This window comes from Dickeya aquatica (assembly GCF_900095885.1).
GTDB lineage: Bacteria > Pseudomonadota > Gammaproteobacteria > Enterobacterales > Enterobacteriaceae > Dickeya > Dickeya aquatica.
The window spans coordinates 3,158,738-3,175,415 of record NZ_LT615367.1 but is presented as its reverse complement, the minus strand read 5'-3'; the positions used below and the strand labels follow the sequence as shown (position 1 = coordinate 3,175,415).

Below are 16,678 nucleotides of genomic sequence, written 5' to 3'. Positions count from 1 at the left end.
CCAGCTTTGTTGTGTGTAAAAAGTGGTGTCAGTGTCTGATTGATGAAGGATTTTTATAACTGGATGGGGTTCAGTGGTTTATGGGCTACAGATCATTTCCCAGGTTTTTTGCCTGCTGTGCTGCCATCGCCTGATCAAAGTTCGGAGATGTATAAATTAATTGACTGAAATCTTTACCCGTCGACGCATCTCGATGCCCAGCAACAAAAATAGTGTCATTATCATATCTGATATAGATAGTTCCTCCATTTGCCAGCGCTGCCTTTGCTTCATCTGGCGTTGATGACGATGATGGCTGACCATACTTCTTTTCGAGGGCAGCAACGACAGGGTTGATGCCATCGTTCAGTGTGATTGCTAAACGCTCGAATTTTCCATTAATAAATAGCACCATAGCCAATGAATCCGAGCCTGAGAATTTGAAGTCGTGGCAGTAGTAAGTTTCAACTCCGTTGATTTTTTTCTCTTCGTATTTCTTCAGGTTACACCACTTTGCTGCAATAACAGTCTTTACGTCAGACCCAAACTTCACGCCTTTATACCCATCCACCGCTGCTACTCCGAATGACGTAGCAGATAATGCAATCACCAAAGCTATTGTTTTAAATTTCATATAATTTCCTCAAAAAAGACTTTGCTGCTGATGTGTTACCGGGTTCTTGCTTTCGCGCACCAGTTCCCACGCCAGACGGTCTGAAAATCCATATCCAGGGCAAAGCCGGGACATCGCCATCGTTATCGATATACCCGCCTCGGTCATCTGGTTTAAATCGTGCATAAAACGCTGATTACGCAGCTCACGCAGTGCGGCAGCGCAGCGCGGCAGATAAACAATATCGCCGCCGAAGGTCTTCGACAACAGCGTCGCGTTTTCAGCGCCGATAGTTTCGCGCAGAAGTTCGGCGCGGGCGGCACCCAGCGCGTGGATGCCTTTGCCAATCGGGAAGGTTGTTCCGCCGAATCGCTCAATCAACCGGGCGGTAGCCGGGAATCCAATCAAGTCTGCAATTTGCAGGACAACATCGGGCAGCAGCCCGGCTACGCGCTCCAGTTCCATGATTATTCCCCGTTCTTGGGTTTACGGCGTTTGGCGTCGATGATCAACGCTTGCATGAGTTTCGTTAATTGCTGTATATCCAGCCAGTCAACATATCGTACATTAAACATGTGCTGCGCCATAGTCTCCGCATAAGCCCATGGTCGACCCGCGTCTGTTAGCAGCGCCTCAACTTTGCTAAGGATGGCCCTTTTACTGGCAGGCACACCAGGCTTGCGGCCATGATTCCTTGCGCGGCGCGGGTAGCCGTGTGTGTGCATGTACGCTTTAACGGCTTCGAGTTCCTGCATACTGCATTGCGTAGCGGATGATTTCCCGGTTAACCGCGCCAGTACAGCGCGGTACGTTTCATCATCCCATTTTAAGTATGCCTGACCCGCTTTTACTGCGCCGATCAACGCCCGATTCGCCTGTGGTTTAGCTCGCATCATCAACACCCCCAGCGTTATTAACCCACGTCAACCCCTCGGCTTTTTTGAACTGACGAATAAGGCTGGTCGAGCTGGAGAAGAACGGCAGCCAATAGCTAACTGAATCATGTAAACCGGGAATGCACTCCTTAGCTCTGCGTTCTCCGATTGCCCTTTCGAGTTGTGCCACACGCCTCACCGAGAAAAGACGTCTTTTCTTTTCACACCAGAACAGACGGGTAATTGGGTTGTAAGCCTCGGTTTTTTCATCCCCCCGAAAAGCGCTGTTCCCCGTCAAAATAGACGGACAGAACAGTGCGGCTTTCGCCGTCACGCACACGTAAGACGGAAATTACCGTGTCGCTATATTTAAATTCAATGTGGCAAAAATAGCTCTGTAACTCCGTTTTAATCTTCGCCCACTGTTCCTTTGTGATTGAGCTATTCACTGGCTGGCGGCGCTTGCGCGCCGCTGCCTGCTGTTTTTGGTTGAGGTTAGTCATGTCGCACCGCCATCCGCACCGGGCGGTCATCACAAATTTGGTAGCCGTCCTTATCCATACGCGGTGTGATGCCAGAACCTCCGGCACTGATGTACTGGCAGCCCGTTCCTGCATCGGTATACAGCGACAAACCAGAACGACCCACACCGTCTGTGTCATCGCCCGTCAGGCCAGTCTTAAATGCCAGCCATGAGACAGCGGGGATAGCTACAGCGCCGACAATCAGATAAATGCAGACTTTCTTTGCAGCCTTGCGGCCAGCGCTGATCAGCCCGGCGTAAATGCATTGACCTAGGTCGGTACGGGCCGCCGGGCCAAATGCCACAATTTTTATCGTGCGTGGAATAATCATTGGAGCCTCATTAGTATTTGAATGTCATGGCGATACATCCACTCTGCGACCAGCAGACCGGCGACGAACCCGACGGTCATGCCCAGCAAAAACGCATCAATAAATAAATCTCTCACTCTGTCAGCGCCTCCAGCCGCGATTCCACCACTAGGTCAATTTGCGATGCCAGACCCAAACGCAACAGCCAATCCGACAACTGATATAGCGCCCCAGCCGGTGTTTCTGCGCCTGGAAAATCCTCAAGCACGATAGTAGGTTGCCACCTGCCATCACCAACATTTGACAGTGTGATATGCTGCTCAAGCATCGTGCTGCCGTTGTTATGCCTGAGCGTCAGGCCGATGCCAGCCGTATTGCCGAATGACTCAAAGCGCGTCAGGCGGCATTCGACCGAATGAGTATCAACAACACAGCGCGCCCGCTGATCGACATTGTCGCTCTGCGCACGCAGCACCGTGATTTCATCGCGACAATCAGCCAGCAAACCCAGCCACCGATCACCCAATTCAGGGTTATGACAAATAAAGTCATCGAGGAGGAACAGGTTGGCGCGCACGCGAGCAAGGTTATTTTTCATCATGACACCCTCCAGAGTTTTTTATGTTTCTCGACGGCGCGTTTCATTTCACGCTGAACAGCGGACTTGTAGATGCGGGAGCCGCGCGCATCGAAATATTCCCAACGTGATTTACCCGGTAATACCGGGCGCTCATTGACGCGGGAGCCGTCACTCAGCGAATAGACGCGGTATGCACCGTTGTCCCAGTATTGGCAATTGTTGACGATTGGCATTAGCTGTCCCTCCCGGCACAGGCGCTGCACAGGTCGTCTTCGACCCAGTGGCAACTGGGCTGACACGCCTCATACCAGTTACAGCGGCACTGGCGGCACATCTGAGACGGGTCGGGGCTGATGCGATACACGCCGGGTTTTGTGTACGACACCGGGTGTAATGCGGTGATAATCAGCCGCTGTTTTGTGCTGAAAATCTTTGCGCCCAGGTTTTTCACTGCAACATCCGGGCTGTATGTGCATGATGCGGTTTTGCCGCTATTACGGGCGATATATGTACCGCTGCTATAGCGGACAGAGATATCAAGATGAGAGATAGACATTATTCGACCCTCCCGCCTAATACCATTTGAATGCCGCCTAGCTTTGCGCCGCCTTTTGATTCACACCACGCTAACCACGCTTGCAACGCATCGATTGCAGCATCACCGTCCGACGCTTCCGGCACTCCGGGAACCAGAAGTTTTCCAGCGCTGTCACCTTTGCCATGACGAGCAACAACGTCGAGAAAACCGTGTAATGCATACTTAGGCCCAGTAGCGATTTGAATAGCACCGGAGCCATCCAGTCTATCTGCCGGTAATTCATCACCGATTTCAATTAAGCCGCTTGCCCAGCACCATGCGAATTGTGGCGTCATATCTAAGTAGCTTTTACAGCTACAGCGCGGGCATACCGAGTGGGACGCGGCAATTCCGCAGATATAGCCAGGCGTTAATTTGCGCTCCGATTTCATATGCTGATTTCTGCATCGTGTGCATTTAACCTTAATATCTGACATTCTCATTTCCTCAGATTTAGGCGTAAGCCAGCCCCGGCGGGTTTACGCCATTTTTAAAGATGTTTAATTTCGGTTTAAATTACTGCGGTGATTTCAACGTATCGATTTTGACGAAATATGGCTCCAGATTAATTTCAACAATTGACCCGCACTCAAAATCACGGGCGACATCTGCCGTTTTTACTATCTTCCCGCCGCGCAATATCGGGTTGGGGCAATACATAAAGGAATGCCCGACGGCATATTTTTTATTGAACTCATCAGCGCACATATCACACCCCGGCAATATCAAGCGGTATTGGCCGGTACTGGTCAGAGTCGCCGATTCGTTCATAGACGCGGATATAAGAACGACTACCGACGACTTGAACAGCCTCGCCAATGGCGTCCATAGCCCGCTGCCAGCGTTCATCCGAAATCTCTAAACGACGCAGGGCCAGCACCGCGCCGGTATTAACCTCACCTTCCTTTTCAGTCTGAAAAGCGCGGTTGATAATCGCGTGAATCTCCGGCCGTGCGCCCTCAACCCAGTCTGACAGACATTCATCAATCAACGCTTTGGCAGCTTGTAAACGCTCGTCAAAAGCAATGCGGTCTTGCATTGCGCGCTGTATTTTGTAGCGCCCGTCGTAGCTATAGAGCGTGACGTTGCCTTTCTTACCACCAAGGTTGACGCCGTACTCACCCCCTGAAAGGGCCACGAACGCGGCGATATCGGCAAACCCGGCCACCTTAAATTCAGCCAGCGCGGCGTTCACTGCCAGCGCACGGCCAACCAGTTCCGCGACCAGTTCATCGCGGGCCACGTCGATTGGTTTAATCAGATGCTCCGGCGTCAGTACGCCCTTTGCATCAACCCAGTAGCCAGGCGCTGCTGCTTTCTCTGTGAATTGTTTAGTGGGCATGCTTTTTCTCCTTTTTGACTTTTTCAATTGCGTTACGGACTTTCTCGTTAACGTGCCCAGCAAGACCGGCACCTACGGCAACGGCGATGACCCGGGCCATACTGCTATCGTCCTTTTCAAGTTCGACCTTGCATTGCACATCAATGCCCCGCGCCTTTGGGGTGATGCTAATTACTACTTTAGCCATTCGTTTTATCTCCAGATAATGTGCGCGCCGCGCCAAACGGTCATCTTCACGATGCGCTGTACACCGTTTTTTGTTTCAGTGATTTCGACTGCCGTCGGTTCCCATGCTGCAAACGGACGATCAACTTCAATAATCGGGCGGCGGAATGTAGCGTGATAATCCACGACATTAATTCCGGCACGCAGCAGTCGATTGATGGGTTTCATTAATTCGGGGTTATTAATTGGCAAATTGCACATAGCAAATACCTCGTTAATTAATCAGCATTTCACACAGAAAGCGTGGCATTTCTCTTTATCAGACCCAAATCATCCAACAGACAACGGTAGCCACCCGGAAGAAATACCGGCTCACCTTTAAGATAAATGCGCATCAGCCGGTAAGCCTGACGGAACGCCGCTGGTGTGGCCGCACCCTGAATGCTGAATCGCAATGAATCACCGCAAAGGTCATGCCACGGCAGACGCAGCGCGTCGCAGACCATTGAATAAACATCAATAGTGATACAAAACCCTTTACCACCCTCCGTATCCATCAGATAAACGTTGTCACGCATTCTTCCATTAGCCATCACATTTCTGGTGATGCGACGCAAGGCGAGACTTTCTTTTTTAAGCGCCATATCTTTAATATCCATGATGATAATTCTCATTAATTAATCAGCATTTCAGCGAACTGACGGACGGTAGAAACACTGACGGGTCTGTCGTTGATGTGACTGGTACGGACTACACCGCGCAGCAACTTGAACAGTCTCCGGGCATTCCCCCGACTTTCTTTGTAGAGAACGGCACCCATTTCCGGCGTCCATGCGTCAGGAATTAGGCTTTCAGAGATTGCATCGGTGTCGTCTTGTGGCAGGGCATTACCGAGATTCAGCGCAAAGCCAACGCGGCTATATAACTGCACGAATTCGCCACGCTTACCTTTCAGGTTCAGGATAAGTCTCGGCATACCAGCCAGAACAATGCCAATCCCTGACTTGTCATGGATGCGTCGTAGCACTTCAAGCGCCCGATGAGGCAATAACTCGCCTTCATCAATCATCAGCAGATAGCCGGAGTCGCGCAGTTTGTTAACGCAGAGTTCAAACAATTCATGCATATTGCCGCGCGTGGACAGATTGAGGCGCGAACAGATTTCCTCCAGCAATACACGGGCGGTGTAACTCGGGTCAGCCTCAATAAGCAGCGCAGTCGAGTTAGCGGCAGCGTAGTGTTTCAGCGCCATCGTTTTACCCAGCCCCGCCTCGCCATAAATCACATTGATTTCAGCATCAACATGCGCCAGACGGATGATTTCGAGCGCTTTTTTTGAGGTGGAAGTAGATACAAAACTCGCCTCAATACGCTGCAACTTATCTTTTTCACGGACGCGTTCAATGAACTCAGAGACGATTTTGTTGACGCCATCTACATCGCCGTTATATTTACCCTGCAAGTACTGATTAATAACGGCAACGCTCTTACCGATTGCGCGCGCCACTTGAGACTGTGTCAGTCCCTTGCGTTCTATTAATTCAGATAGTTGCGTTCTCATAGTCATGATGTACTCCTGTTAGCAATCAATAGCGGTTTGATGGCAGTCAAACCGCGTTGTTTTTGCGGCGCAAATACTCGTCACGCTCAGATTCGAATAAAAACAGCGGTTCCCGGTCATCATTTAGTTGAGCCACATCCCCCGCAACAACGCGCCAAAATCTGGCGTGTGCTCGATAGTGCGGACAGGGTTAAGCTCAGCGTCGATTTCTTCTGCTTTCTGGTTAACCAGCGCCATACGGCGGGCGTGGCGGTCGCGGCGAACCTTCTCGATGTAATCAACCGGAAACGCTGCGCGTGTGTTGCCGTTGACGATTGCAGCGCAGACAAATGAGCCATCCAGGCGGCGAACGGTGACGCTTGACGCGTCATGGATATCGAACGCGACTAAAACTTCTTTTCCATCAGCATGAATCAGCTCTTCTGCAAAATACTGATTGTTGAAAATGGACAACCAGCCACGCTGTGCCGTGCGCTTGACTTGTGGCCGGAACATTTCGCGCAGTTCAGCCTCGGACAACCGGTCAATCTCTGACGACGCCAGCAGTTCTGCGCGATATTCAGCAGGGGTGTAATGCTCGCCGTCAGCACGGCGCGGTAATTCACTGTGCCGGTGTCGGGTGTTGTAGGCGTTGATTTCCGCTTCAATTTCATCCAGCAATTGATTCCATGTCGGCAATTTTGCAATTGCTGATTTCTGCACCGGGTTCAACGCCCTGTTCTGATTAATCGCATTAACAGCCGAGTCAATCGCGCGACTTGTAATGCGCACGGTTTCTTTGTCCGCTGTTCTGCCGTTGTATGTCGCAAATTTACGAGCGATACGTGCCGGTATTTCCCGGTTCAGACGTTCAATGATGCCGCGCGCCTGCGGGTTACCCGGAATACCGGTAGGGTGTTCGATACCGAGACGCGGCAGGATGCCGGTGATGTCCGCATCAAGCAGCTTGCCTGTTTCACCAGCACCGTTATCTGAGTAGTACAGCAAAGGAACACCGTTTCGCTCTATGCCGTGGCGCAGTGCGTCGGCAACGGCAAGCGTATTTTCAGCCAATGCCAGACTCCAGCCGACCACATACCGAGTTCGACCATCGATTACCAGGGTTAATTCCGGCGTAAAAGGTCTGCCGTGATCAGGATGCTGTACTTTCATCTTCATGCTGTGACCATCCCCAATCCATACGCCGTTAACCGGCATCACAGACCAGTCACGCTTGACGTATGTCTGCAATGCGGTCATGGCAGACCCGGTAACCCGGCCGCGCTGGCGAACGATTTTCGGCATTTTGTTCAGAGCACGATGAACAGCGTAAACGGACGGGCAGGCATCACGCATCGCAGGCTGATCGGCATACTGCTGGTGCCAGTCGGCGCAAAAATCCTGATAGGCTTCGGCAACAGAAGGGCCGTTCGGGTTGCGGTAGTGCGCCATAAACATCGGTAGCCAGGCTAATTGCTCCGGCTTCTTGGCCTTAAGATGACCGGGAGCCAGTAAGACCAGACGTTCGGATGCGTCTTTGGCGCGCAGGTAATCAACAACCCATTGATTTAAGGCACGAACGCTGACGCCGACACGCTGCCCCTTGCGGGCATTGGCGGTTGCGACATAGCGCTGCAAGCGCTCTGGCAGGGCGACAGCGCGTGACCGGTCACAGATAAACTGAATGGCTTTAATGCGTGATAGGCCGGTGTCTTGCAGGCGCAGCACTTCGACAACCAGCACCATTCTGGCGTCGGCGATGTCGCGCTGTTTCTGTGTCAGCGCAGCGGTTTTCTGCTCAAGCATGGCAGGGCACTGGCGTACCAGCTCAAGCATCTGACTGGTTGACGCGGTGGTTGATGCAGTGACAGCCTTTGCGGGGCGTTGACCGGCTGCTGTTGCAGCAGGGTGTTGTAGTGGCGCTGCAATACCGTGTCGCGAGCGATATCAGGCAGACAATCAACGTGATACTCAAAGGCTTTGCTGCCCTCGCGGCGGCGGCGTAATTCAGCATTACTACCCGCGCGCTTATCAAGTCTGCTGCGAATGTTGTGCTCCATCCGAGGCAGTCCGGGGAGATCAACACATTCCTTCGCTGTTAACCAAATAGACATCCCGCCCCCTTAAGCAGCCGTGCGGTCATTCGATGGGTAACGACTTGGCCAGATGACCGCCGGAGATATACCGATTTTTTGCGCAATCGCCTCCTCGTAGCGACCGCACTTGCGATAGAACACGTTACGAATGGTGTTCTCTCTCAGGCATAGTTCTTTCTCGATATCGTGCAGGTTGACCCCTTTGCGATCGAGAGCGGCAATAATCGCCTTGCTTGACCAGTCACGGCCGACATCCACAAACAGGTGGGTGATGTCTTGTTTCAGTAACTGCATTGTGTGATCCTCTCTGGTTTACCTAATTCGATAATCAGATGTGGTTATCGGATAAACACAATTTAATCGCACAATAAACCGATTTCAAGCGGTTTATTCGCGTTATTTTGCGATAAAAGATAAGTCATTTATTTTCAGAGGGTTACATGAAAAAAACCGATAAACAGGGAATAAACCACGAACGGTTTATTCCCATGCCAGGAATAAACCGTTTTTATGAACGACTCGAAATAGCAATGAACGGCATGTCCAATGTTGCTCTTGCAACCAAGTGCAACATCTCAGAGTCCGCCATCCGCAGCTATCTAAAGGGAAGGAGCTACCCAGGAATTGACAAAATCCAGCCAATTGCGGACGCCTGCAATTCACCAATGACATGGCTGATTACCGGGGAAGTGGACGCAACATTTAACGAGTGGTTCGCAAAATATAGCGACACTGAGTTGTCATTAGTCCTAGGGATGATGACAGATGAACAACGCAAGATTTTGGTTAGCGCCATCTTTGAATACGGCGTATCAGGCATCGTGAGCGCATTAAACGGCATGGCAGCAGTAACCGACTTCCTGCGGCTTTCAGAGAATGAGAGGGCGCAGGTCTTACGGGTATATGAGCAAATCAAAGAGGGGGCATCTCAGGGCGATTCGGACGCAGCACAAAGAAGCCTGACAACTAATAAAAGGCAGGCTGGCTGAAAGCGCGAGGTTTCTTTGTTAAAGAGAAAGCCAACTGCCTCCATGCTGGCAATGTATTGATAAACATATCATTTTAAGAAAAGAAACATTAAGCAATAAAACAATGCAGAGGTTCTTTTGAGGTGGCAGGAAAAGAAAGTGTGCGTGTGTTGTAAAGCCAGATTAAAAGCCGCTTAAAACGGATCACTCGACGATCAAAGCTGTGCAAAATTTAATGCAGAAATAACCAGTTTTTTCCATTTTTCTCCGGGCTATGCAAAAGCCCACGATTTCCCGCAGAGCCGCGCCATTCAAGGCGTCCCGCTATTCCAGACTCTCCTAGTAATCTATGCATAAATGATCACTCCCCCACAGCTACAGGCGGCACCGGGGACAGAGTCATCAGCAAAATCAGTTCCGGTGCCTGCTGCTGGTGCTGACCTTTCTCAATTAGAGAAAGCGGAAAAGCCCGCTGTAGATGACGAAGAAGTAAGTATCAACAGTGCAACGGCAGAACAACTGGCGGCCGTGCTCAATGGGGTGGGGCTAAAAAAGGCTCAGGCGATCGTGTCTTATCGAGAGCAGAACGGGCCTTTTACCCAAATAGAACAGTTACAAGAAGTCCCTGGTATTGGTCGTGCGTTGATTGAACGCAACCAGTCCCGTTTACGACTGTAATTATTCATACTTGTGCGGTGTGTGCCGGAGTGAGTGCCGATGATAAAAGCGGTACTGCTCCGGCAGGCTTCAGGGCCATGTGGCGCACCACGGCTAAAGCGCGTGAGATATAGGGGCGAACCGGCGAATGACCACCGTGAATGGTGCCATTCGGCGAGCCAGATAAACTGCCGTTTATCTGGCTATTCGGCAATTTATTTCAGCCCGGTTTTCCGTTTGAGGGAAGCCATTATCTCTGCCGGTGCATGTTGGTACTCGGCTAATCCTTTTGCTCTCAGGTGGCACGCTGCACATTCGCCACACCCTGCACCCTGAATACCGTTATAGCAGGTCAGCGTATGGTGTTTTACCGTCTCCAATTGTTGATAATAGTCGGCCAGCGCCCAGGTTTCTGCCTTGTTGAGCCACATCAGCGGCGTGACAAAACGCACTTCTCTGGCAAGGCCTAACACAATGGCCTGATTCAGGGCTTTCACGAATTCGTCACGGCAGTCGGGATAACCCGAAAAATCTGTTTCACAGACACCAGTGATAACGGTGTCTGCACCGACCTGATAGGCATAAATTGAGGCCAGGGTCAGAAACAGAATATTGCGCCCGGGAACGAATGTACTGGGCAACCCTTTGGCCTCAGCATCAAATTCAGGAACCGGGATATTGTCACGCGTCAGGCTGCTGACAGCCAATTCGTTGAGCAAACTGACATTCAATATTTTATGGGCTTTAGCCCCGAGCTGTTGTGCCAGACTGGCGGCAACATCAATTTCAGCACGGTGGCGCTGGCCATAGTCAAACGTGACGCAATGCACGTCATCATATTGTTGCAATGCCTGAATCAGGCAGGTGGTGGAGTCCTGACCTCCGCTAAAAACGACAACTGCGCTTGTCATGCTTGTTTATCCTCATACATGAAAACCGCCAGACGACCAGTGTCCGTGTGGGCGGGGAGATAGCCTTTATGGTAACTGAAATCCCCGCACAGTTCAGCGTAAGCTCGTGCTGGCCGTTAGCGTCTGCTGCCTGCATTCAGTTGCTCGAGATAGGGCTGAATATCGCCAATGTGGGTACTTACCCACTCGTTGTTGTAATACGTATCAAGGTAACGTTCACCGCTGTCGCATAACAGCGTGACAATGGCTCCAGTGCGGCCTTGGGCCACCATTTTGTCTGCCAGTTGCAGCATGCCCCACACATTGGTACCGGTAGATGGCCCAACTTTTCTTCCCAGTACCTGCTCCAGCCAGTAGATCGTTGCGATGCTTGCAGCATCAGGGACTTTCATCATGTCGTCAATCACGCTGGGAATAAATGACGGTTCAGCGCGAGGCCGACCAATTCCCTCAATACGGCTACCGCACTGACCTGTCAGCGTTCTGCTTTGCTGACGATAGCAGTCATAAAATACCGAATTTTCCGGGTCTACGACGATCAATTGGGTATTCAGGCCCTTATAGCGGATGTAGCGCCCCAGCGTGGCAGAGGTGCCGCCGGTACCCGCACTCATCACCAGATAATCAGGCACCGGATGGGGCTCTCGTTCCATCTGCCGATAGATACTGTCAGCAATGTTGTTATTCCCTCGCCAGTCAGTAGCGCGTTCGGCGTAGGTGAACTGATCCATGTAGTGACCATGCAACTCTTTGGCAAGCTCTTCCGATTTGGCATAAATCTCACGGGATTGCTCAACAAAATGGCAATGGCCACCATAAAAGGTAATTTGCTCGATTTTTTTGCGTGCAGTACATGACGGCATGACCGCGATAAAGGGTAACCCCAGCAAACGTGCAAAATAGGCTTCTGATACCGCCGTACTGCCTGATGAAGCTTCTATCACTGTTGTTCCTTCATTGATCCAGCCATTGCTTAATCCATACAGAAACAGTGAGCGAGCCAGACGGTGTTTCAGGCTACCGCTCGGATGAGTACTTTCATCCTTGAGGTAAAAATAGATGCCGGTGTAGTTCGGCAATGTCAGGCGGATCAGGTGGGTGTCTGCCGAGCGTTGAAAGTCGGCTTCTATCGCGCTAACGGCGTTGCGTACCCAGAGGCTGGTCATGATGGTGTCCTGATTAGTTACAAATTCGTTTTCTGATGATAGTGGGGTCATCGTCGCCGGATATGGAACGTATAACGGGCGACGACACTCCTCTAGCCTATCGGTTTTGTGAGAAAAAAAGATTGCTTTTTTATCTGCCTGGCGAGGTAATAAGAGAAATTTTTTCTCTTGTTAACCCTTATGTTGGATAAAATCGATATCAAGCTGCTGGCGTTGTTACAGCAGGATTGTACCCTGTCATTGCAGGTATTGGCCGATGCAGTCAACCTGACTTCCACACCTTGCTGGAAGCGCTTAAAGCGCCTGGAAGATGAGGGATACATTAAGTGCCGGGTTGCACTGTTGGATAACGAGAAGCTGGGGCTTGGGCTGACAGCATTTGTGCTGCTGAAAACGCAGCAACATAATAGCGCCTGGTATCAAACCTTTTCCCGTTTCGTGTCAGAGATGCCGGAGGTGCTGGCGTTCTACCGTATGGCCGGTGAATATGATTACCTGATGCAGGTACAGGTGGCAGACATGAAAAGCTACGATGCTTTTTATAAGCGCCTGGTCAATGGTATTCCCGGTCTGGTTGATGTGACATCCAGCTTTGCGATGGAGTGTATCAAACAGACAACCGCCTTGCCGCTGACGTCATCCTGATGAGCCGGATGACGGGCGGCTATCATCGCGTATCGCGCGGTTATCGATGCGAAGTTAACCGCGCAGGCAGGCATAAAATTTATTCGTGATGCACATTATGTATAATGCTCGGTTCATCTTCTCTCAATTCGCTTTGTCACTATTGGACTAAAATCGCGTGAGACTTTTTGCTCTGCTGGGATGGTATTTTCGCCGGGAATGGAAGCGTTATCTCGGGGCGGTGATGTTATTGGTGATGATTGCTGTGCTGCAATTGCTGCCGCCAACGTTGGTGGGTGTCATCGTTGATGGTGTCACACAGCATACGATGAGCAACGCTACTTTATTGTGGAAAATAAGCAACATCCTGTTGATTGCATTGCTGATTTATCTGCTGCGCTATTTTTGGCGTATTTGGCTATTTGGTGCAGCCTATCAGTTGGCGGTTGAATTGAGAGAACGCTTTTATCGTCAATTGAGTCACCAACATGCGGCTTTTTATCTTCGCCATCGAACCGGTGATTTAATTGCCCGCGCTACCAATGATGTGGATCGGGTGGTGTTTGCTGCCGGAGAAGGTGTGCTGACATTGGTAGACTCGCTGGTGATGGGATGTGCGGTATTTGTGGTGATGTGTACCCAACTTAGCTGGCAACTGACATTACTGGCGTTATTGCCAATGCCAGTGATGGCGATAGTGATAAAGCATTATGGCACCCAGCTACACCAGCGTTTCAAGGATGCTCAGGCTGCTTTTTCTTCGCTTAATGACCATGCTCAGGAGAGCCTGACCAGCATTCGGATGATCAAATCCTTTGGTCTGGAAGATTATCAATCAGACAGTTTTGCCCGTGTTGCCGCCGATGCCGGGCAGAAGAATATGCGTGTTGCGCGCGTCGATGCCCGTTTTGACCCCACTATCTATATTGCTGTTGCATTTTCCAACCTGCTGGCGGTCGCTGGGGAAAGCTGGATGGTTATCCACGGTTCACTGACTCTCGGCGCACTGACCAGTTTTGTCATGTACCTTGGCCTGATGATATGGCCGATGCTGGCATTGGCATGGATGTTTAACATTGTTGAGCGTGGCAGTGCGGCTTATGGGCGTATCAGTCAGTTACTGGCCGAACCACGGGTCGTTGAAGATGGCACCCAATCCTTACCGGAAGGGCCTGGAATGCTGGCGGCCGATATCACCGTATTTCATTATCCCGGCCATAGTCAGACGGTGCTTAATGAGGTTCATTTCACACTGATACCGGGTCAAACCCTGGGGTTGTGTGGCCCGACTGGCTCAGGCAAGAGCACGTTACTGGCTTTGCTGCTAAGACAGTTTGACGTTGAACAGGGAGAGATAAGCTACCACCAGCAACCATTGCAGCATATTCGTCTGGACCAACTGCGAGGCCGCTTTGCCGTGGTGGGGCAAACACCGTTTCTGTTCTCTGATACCGTGGCGGGCAATATTGCACTGGGGTGCCCACAGGCCTCCCGGCAGGAGATAGAACACGCGGCCAGACTGGCTAATGTCCATGACGATATTCTGCGTTTGCCGAAAGGCTACCTGACGGAAGTAGGAGAGCGCGGTGTAATGCTGTCCGGTGGTCAGAAACAGCGTATTGCGATTGCCCGCGCGTTATTGCTTGATGCAGAGATTCTGGTGCTTGATGATGCCCTTTCCGCCGTGGATGGGCGCACTGAACATCAGATTCTAAATAACCTGCGGCAATGGGGGAAAAAGCGAACGTTGATAATCAGTGCCCATCGCCTGTCGGCGCTTGTCGAGGCGAATGACATTCTGGTATTGCAGCATGGGCGGGTAGCACAACGCGGTAACCACGGTGAGTTATCACAACAGGCAGGATGGTATCGGGATATGTATCGCTATCAGCAACTGGAAGCCGCTTTGGATGATGCGCCCAATGAGGGGCCTGAGCGTGAGTAAGGCAAAAATGAAAATGACGCCAGCGTTGTGGTCAACGTTGAAACGGTTGCTGGCTTATGGCCTGCCGTGGAAGGCATCGGTTGGTGGGGGGGTCTTGTTGCTCTGTATTGCGGCAGCAGCCGAAGTGGCAGGGCCGGTTTTGGTCAGCTATTTCATTGATAATCTGATTGCCAAAGGCGAATTCCCTCTTCTGTTGGCGACGGGCCTCGCGGTGGGGTACGTTTTGCTGCAACTGCTGGCGGCCTTGCTGCATTATTTGCAGGCATTGATGTTTAACCGCGTAGCGGTTGGCGTGGTACAGCAATTGCGTATTGACGTAATGGATGCCGCGTTGCGCCAGCCGCTGGCGGTGTTCGATACCCAACCGGTTGGGCAATTGATCTCCCGGGTGACAAATGATACGGAAGTGGTGCGTGATCTGTATGTCATGGTCGTGGGGAACGTGTTGCGTAGTACCGCATTGATCGTTGCGATGCTGGTGGCCATGTTCAGTCTTGACTGGCGTATGGCATTGATAGCAATGATGATTTTGCCAGCAGTTGCCATTGTGATGGTGGTGTATCAGCGCTATAGCACGCCGATTGTCCGGCGGATGCGAAGTTTTCTGGCAGATATCAATGATGGGTTTAACGAGTCGATAAACGGTATGGGGGTTATCCAGCAGTTTCGCCAGCAACAGCGTTTCGGTAAAAAACTCAGCGAAGCCAGTTGGTCGCACTATCACGCACGTATACAGACATTGCGGCTGGATGGTTTTCTGTTACGGCCATTATTGAGTTTATTCTCTGCCATGGTGATGTGCGGTTTGCTGCTGCAATTTGGTTTTAGCACCGTAGGTTCAGTGGGGGTTGGTGTGTTGTACGCCTTCATTAACTATCTTGGCCGATTAAACGAACCACTTATTGAGTTGACCACCCAACAATCGATGCTACAGCAGGCCGTAGTCGCGGGTGAGCGTATCTTCGAGTTGATGGATGGCTCACGCCAGCAGTATGGCGACGATACCGAGCCGCTCCACAGTGGTCGTATTGATATCGATAGGGTGACGTTTTCTTATCAGGCCGGGAAACCGGTATTGCATGATATCGAACTGCATGTGCCAGACCGGGGGTTTGTTGCATTGGTTGGCCATACTGGTAGTGGGAAAAGTACGCTCGCCAGCCTGTTGATGGGGTATTACCAGCCCGATAGTGGAGACATCCATCTGGATACCAGACCGTTATCTGGGCTTTCTCATCAGGTACTGCGCCAGCATGTGGCTATGGTGCAGCAAGACCCGGTTGTTTTGGCGGACTCAATGTATGCCAATGTCACGCTGGGGCGAGAGATCAGTAAAGAGCGCGTCTGGCAGGCATTGGAGGCAGTACAACTAGCACCTCTGGTGCAATCAATGGCGGAGGGAATGGAGAGCCGTATTGGTGAGCAAGGTAATAACTTGTCTGTTGGCCAAAAGCAGCTATTGGCACTCGCCCGCGTATTGGTTGCTCCGCCCAGAATTCTGATACTCGATGAAGCGACAGCCAATATTGATTCGGGGACTGAACAGGCTATTCAACGTGCGCTAAGGTTAATCCGCTCCCATACCACGCTGGTCGTCATTGCACATCGGTTATCCACCATTGTGGAAGCAGACAATATTCTGGTATTGCACCATGGCAAAACCGTGGAGCACGGCACCCATGAACAACTGCTTGCCAGAGCAGGGCGTTATGCTCAGATGTATCAATTGCAGCAGGCAAGCAGAGCACTGTCTTCAACTCAGGAAGAGGGTGAGCCGGCACTGACTGCACTGGCACCATGACGATC

Annotated in this window: 25 protein-coding genes; 5 read left to right on the top strand and 20 right to left on the bottom strand. The window is 51.2% G+C overall.

Annotated elements, in window-relative coordinates; all coding sequences use genetic code 11:
- Positions 1–85 precede the first annotated feature (85 nt).
- From DAQ1742_RS14395 to DAQ1742_RS14315, 18 genes are all read right to left on the bottom strand, one after another.
- Positions 86–613, bottom strand: a complete 528-nt coding sequence (locus DAQ1742_RS14395; RefSeq protein ID WP_051124158.1) for a hypothetical protein — start codon at positions 611–613, stop codon at positions 86–88.
- A 9-nt stretch (positions 614–622) separates the two neighbouring features.
- The gene (locus tag DAQ1742_RS14390) at positions 623–1,057 is read right to left on the bottom strand and encodes a Mor transcription activator family protein (RefSeq protein ID WP_067486502.1); all 435 of its coding nucleotides are present in this window, start codon (positions 1,055–1,057) and stop codon (positions 623–625) included.
- A 2-nt stretch (positions 1,058–1,059) separates the two neighbouring features.
- The gene (locus DAQ1742_RS14385; RefSeq protein WP_035345568.1) at positions 1,060–1,488 is read right to left on the bottom strand and encodes a gp16 family protein; all 429 of its coding nucleotides are present in this window, start codon (positions 1,486–1,488) and stop codon (positions 1,060–1,062) included.
- Positions 1,489–1,733: 245 nt separating this feature from the next.
- Entirely contained in the window at positions 1,734–1,970 is a 237-nt protein-coding gene (locus tag DAQ1742_RS20635; RefSeq protein WP_232046507.1) for a hypothetical protein, read from the bottom strand.
- The gene (locus tag DAQ1742_RS14375; RefSeq protein WP_035345566.1) at positions 1,963–2,322 is read right to left on the bottom strand and encodes a hypothetical protein; all 360 of its coding nucleotides are present in this window, start codon (positions 2,320–2,322) and stop codon (positions 1,963–1,965) included. Before DAQ1742_RS14375 ends, DAQ1742_RS20635 begins: the two co-directional genes overlap by 8 nt.
- 112 nt (positions 2,323–2,434) lie before the next feature.
- The gene (locus tag DAQ1742_RS14370) at positions 2,435–2,902 is read right to left on the bottom strand and encodes a hypothetical protein (protein WP_051124157.1); all 468 of its coding nucleotides are present in this window, start codon (positions 2,900–2,902) and stop codon (positions 2,435–2,437) included.
- Complete coding sequence (locus tag DAQ1742_RS14365) at positions 2,899–3,114, bottom strand: hypothetical protein (protein WP_035345565.1); 216 nt, start codon at positions 3,112–3,114, stop codon at positions 2,899–2,901. Before DAQ1742_RS14365 ends, DAQ1742_RS14370 begins: the two co-directional genes overlap by 4 nt.
- Positions 3,114–3,437, bottom strand: coding sequence for a hypothetical protein (locus DAQ1742_RS14360; protein WP_035345563.1), 324 nt, complete (start codon positions 3,435–3,437; stop codon positions 3,114–3,116). Before DAQ1742_RS14360 ends, DAQ1742_RS14365 begins: the two co-directional genes overlap by 1 nt.
- Complete coding sequence (locus DAQ1742_RS14355; RefSeq protein WP_035345561.1) at positions 3,437–3,895, bottom strand: hypothetical protein; 459 nt, start codon at positions 3,893–3,895, stop codon at positions 3,437–3,439. Before DAQ1742_RS14355 ends, DAQ1742_RS14360 begins: the two co-directional genes overlap by 1 nt.
- 79 nt (positions 3,896–3,974) lie before the next feature.
- Complete coding sequence (locus DAQ1742_RS14350) at positions 3,975–4,166, bottom strand: hypothetical protein (RefSeq protein ID WP_035345559.1); 192 nt, start codon at positions 4,164–4,166, stop codon at positions 3,975–3,977.
- A gap of 1 nt (position 4,167) precedes the next feature.
- Positions 4,168–4,800, bottom strand: coding sequence for a DUF3164 family protein (locus DAQ1742_RS14345; protein WP_035345557.1), 633 nt, complete (start codon positions 4,798–4,800; stop codon positions 4,168–4,170).
- Positions 4,790–4,987 carry a hypothetical protein gene (locus DAQ1742_RS14340; protein WP_035345554.1) on the bottom strand — a complete coding sequence of 66 codons (198 nt, stop codon included), beginning with the start codon at positions 4,985–4,987 and terminating at the stop codon, positions 4,790–4,792. The genes DAQ1742_RS14345 and DAQ1742_RS14340 overlap by 11 nt, the downstream gene beginning before the upstream one ends.
- Before the next feature lie 5 nt (positions 4,988–4,992).
- Positions 4,993–5,226, bottom strand: coding sequence for a hypothetical protein (locus DAQ1742_RS14335; RefSeq protein WP_035345551.1), 234 nt, complete (start codon positions 5,224–5,226; stop codon positions 4,993–4,995).
- Between the two features lie 29 nt (positions 5,227–5,255).
- Positions 5,256–5,624 carry a hypothetical protein gene (locus tag DAQ1742_RS14330; protein WP_035345548.1) on the bottom strand — a complete coding sequence of 123 codons (369 nt, stop codon included), beginning with the start codon at positions 5,622–5,624 and terminating at the stop codon, positions 5,256–5,258.
- 14 nt (positions 5,625–5,638) lie between these two features.
- Entirely contained in the window at positions 5,639–6,532 is an 894-nt protein-coding gene (locus DAQ1742_RS14325; protein ID WP_067486496.1) for an AAA family ATPase, read from the bottom strand.
- Between the two features lie 117 nt (positions 6,533–6,649).
- Positions 6,650–8,311, bottom strand: coding sequence for a transposase family protein (locus DAQ1742_RS14320; protein WP_232046505.1), 1,662 nt, complete (start codon positions 8,309–8,311; stop codon positions 6,650–6,652).
- Complete coding sequence (locus tag DAQ1742_RS20630) at positions 8,284–8,619, bottom strand: DNA-binding protein (protein ID WP_232046504.1); 336 nt, start codon at positions 8,617–8,619, stop codon at positions 8,284–8,286. The genes DAQ1742_RS14320 and DAQ1742_RS20630 overlap by 28 nt, the downstream gene beginning before the upstream one ends.
- A gap of 9 nt (positions 8,620–8,628) precedes the next feature.
- The gene (locus tag DAQ1742_RS14315) at positions 8,629–8,895 is read right to left on the bottom strand and encodes a helix-turn-helix domain-containing protein (RefSeq protein ID WP_050570930.1); all 267 of its coding nucleotides are present in this window, start codon (positions 8,893–8,895) and stop codon (positions 8,629–8,631) included.
- Between the two features lie 146 nt (positions 8,896–9,041).
- On the opposite strand from DAQ1742_RS14315, the gene DAQ1742_RS14310 reads away from it, so the two are divergent.
- Together DAQ1742_RS14310 and DAQ1742_RS20625 are read left to right on the top strand one after the other, a co-directional pair.
- Entirely contained in the window at positions 9,042–9,590 is a 549-nt protein-coding gene (locus DAQ1742_RS14310) for a helix-turn-helix domain-containing protein (RefSeq protein ID WP_051124163.1), read from the top strand.
- Positions 9,591–9,926: 336 nt separating this feature from the next.
- Positions 9,927–10,247 carry a ComEA family DNA-binding protein gene (locus DAQ1742_RS20625; protein ID WP_067486638.1) on the top strand — a complete coding sequence of 107 codons (321 nt, stop codon included), beginning with the start codon at positions 9,927–9,929 and terminating at the stop codon, positions 10,245–10,247.
- Positions 10,248–10,441: 194 nt separating this feature from the next.
- Here DAQ1742_RS20625 and queC read toward each other — a convergent pair whose 3' ends face one another.
- Together queC and DAQ1742_RS14295 are read right to left on the bottom strand one after the other, a co-directional pair.
- Positions 10,442–11,137 (bottom strand): 7-cyano-7-deazaguanine synthase QueC, encoded by a 696-nt coding sequence (gene queC / locus DAQ1742_RS14300; protein ID WP_035340541.1) that lies wholly within the window; start codon positions 11,135–11,137, stop codon positions 10,442–10,444.
- Between the two features lie 116 nt (positions 11,138–11,253).
- On the bottom strand, positions 11,254–12,303 hold the full coding sequence (locus tag DAQ1742_RS14295) for a PLP-dependent cysteine synthase family protein (protein ID WP_035340543.1): 1,050 nt from the start codon (positions 12,301–12,303) through the stop codon (positions 11,254–11,256).
- A gap of 180 nt (positions 12,304–12,483) precedes the next feature.
- Between DAQ1742_RS14295 and DAQ1742_RS14290 the strand changes: the two genes are divergently transcribed.
- From DAQ1742_RS14290 to DAQ1742_RS14280, 3 genes are all read left to right on the top strand, one after another.
- Positions 12,484–12,948: an Lrp/AsnC family transcriptional regulator gene (locus tag DAQ1742_RS14290; protein WP_035340545.1), complete on the top strand. Its 465-nt coding sequence runs from the start codon at positions 12,484–12,486 to the stop codon at positions 12,946–12,948.
- A gap of 157 nt (positions 12,949–13,105) precedes the next feature.
- Positions 13,106–14,872, top strand: a complete 1,767-nt coding sequence (locus DAQ1742_RS14285; protein ID WP_180706159.1) for a SmdA family multidrug ABC transporter permease/ATP-binding protein — start codon at positions 13,106–13,108, stop codon at positions 14,870–14,872.
- Between the two features lie 7 nt (positions 14,873–14,879).
- Entirely contained in the window at positions 14,880–16,673 is a 1,794-nt protein-coding gene (locus tag DAQ1742_RS14280) for a SmdB family multidrug efflux ABC transporter permease/ATP-binding protein (RefSeq protein ID WP_035340548.1), read from the top strand.
- Positions 16,674–16,678 lie beyond the last annotated feature (5 nt).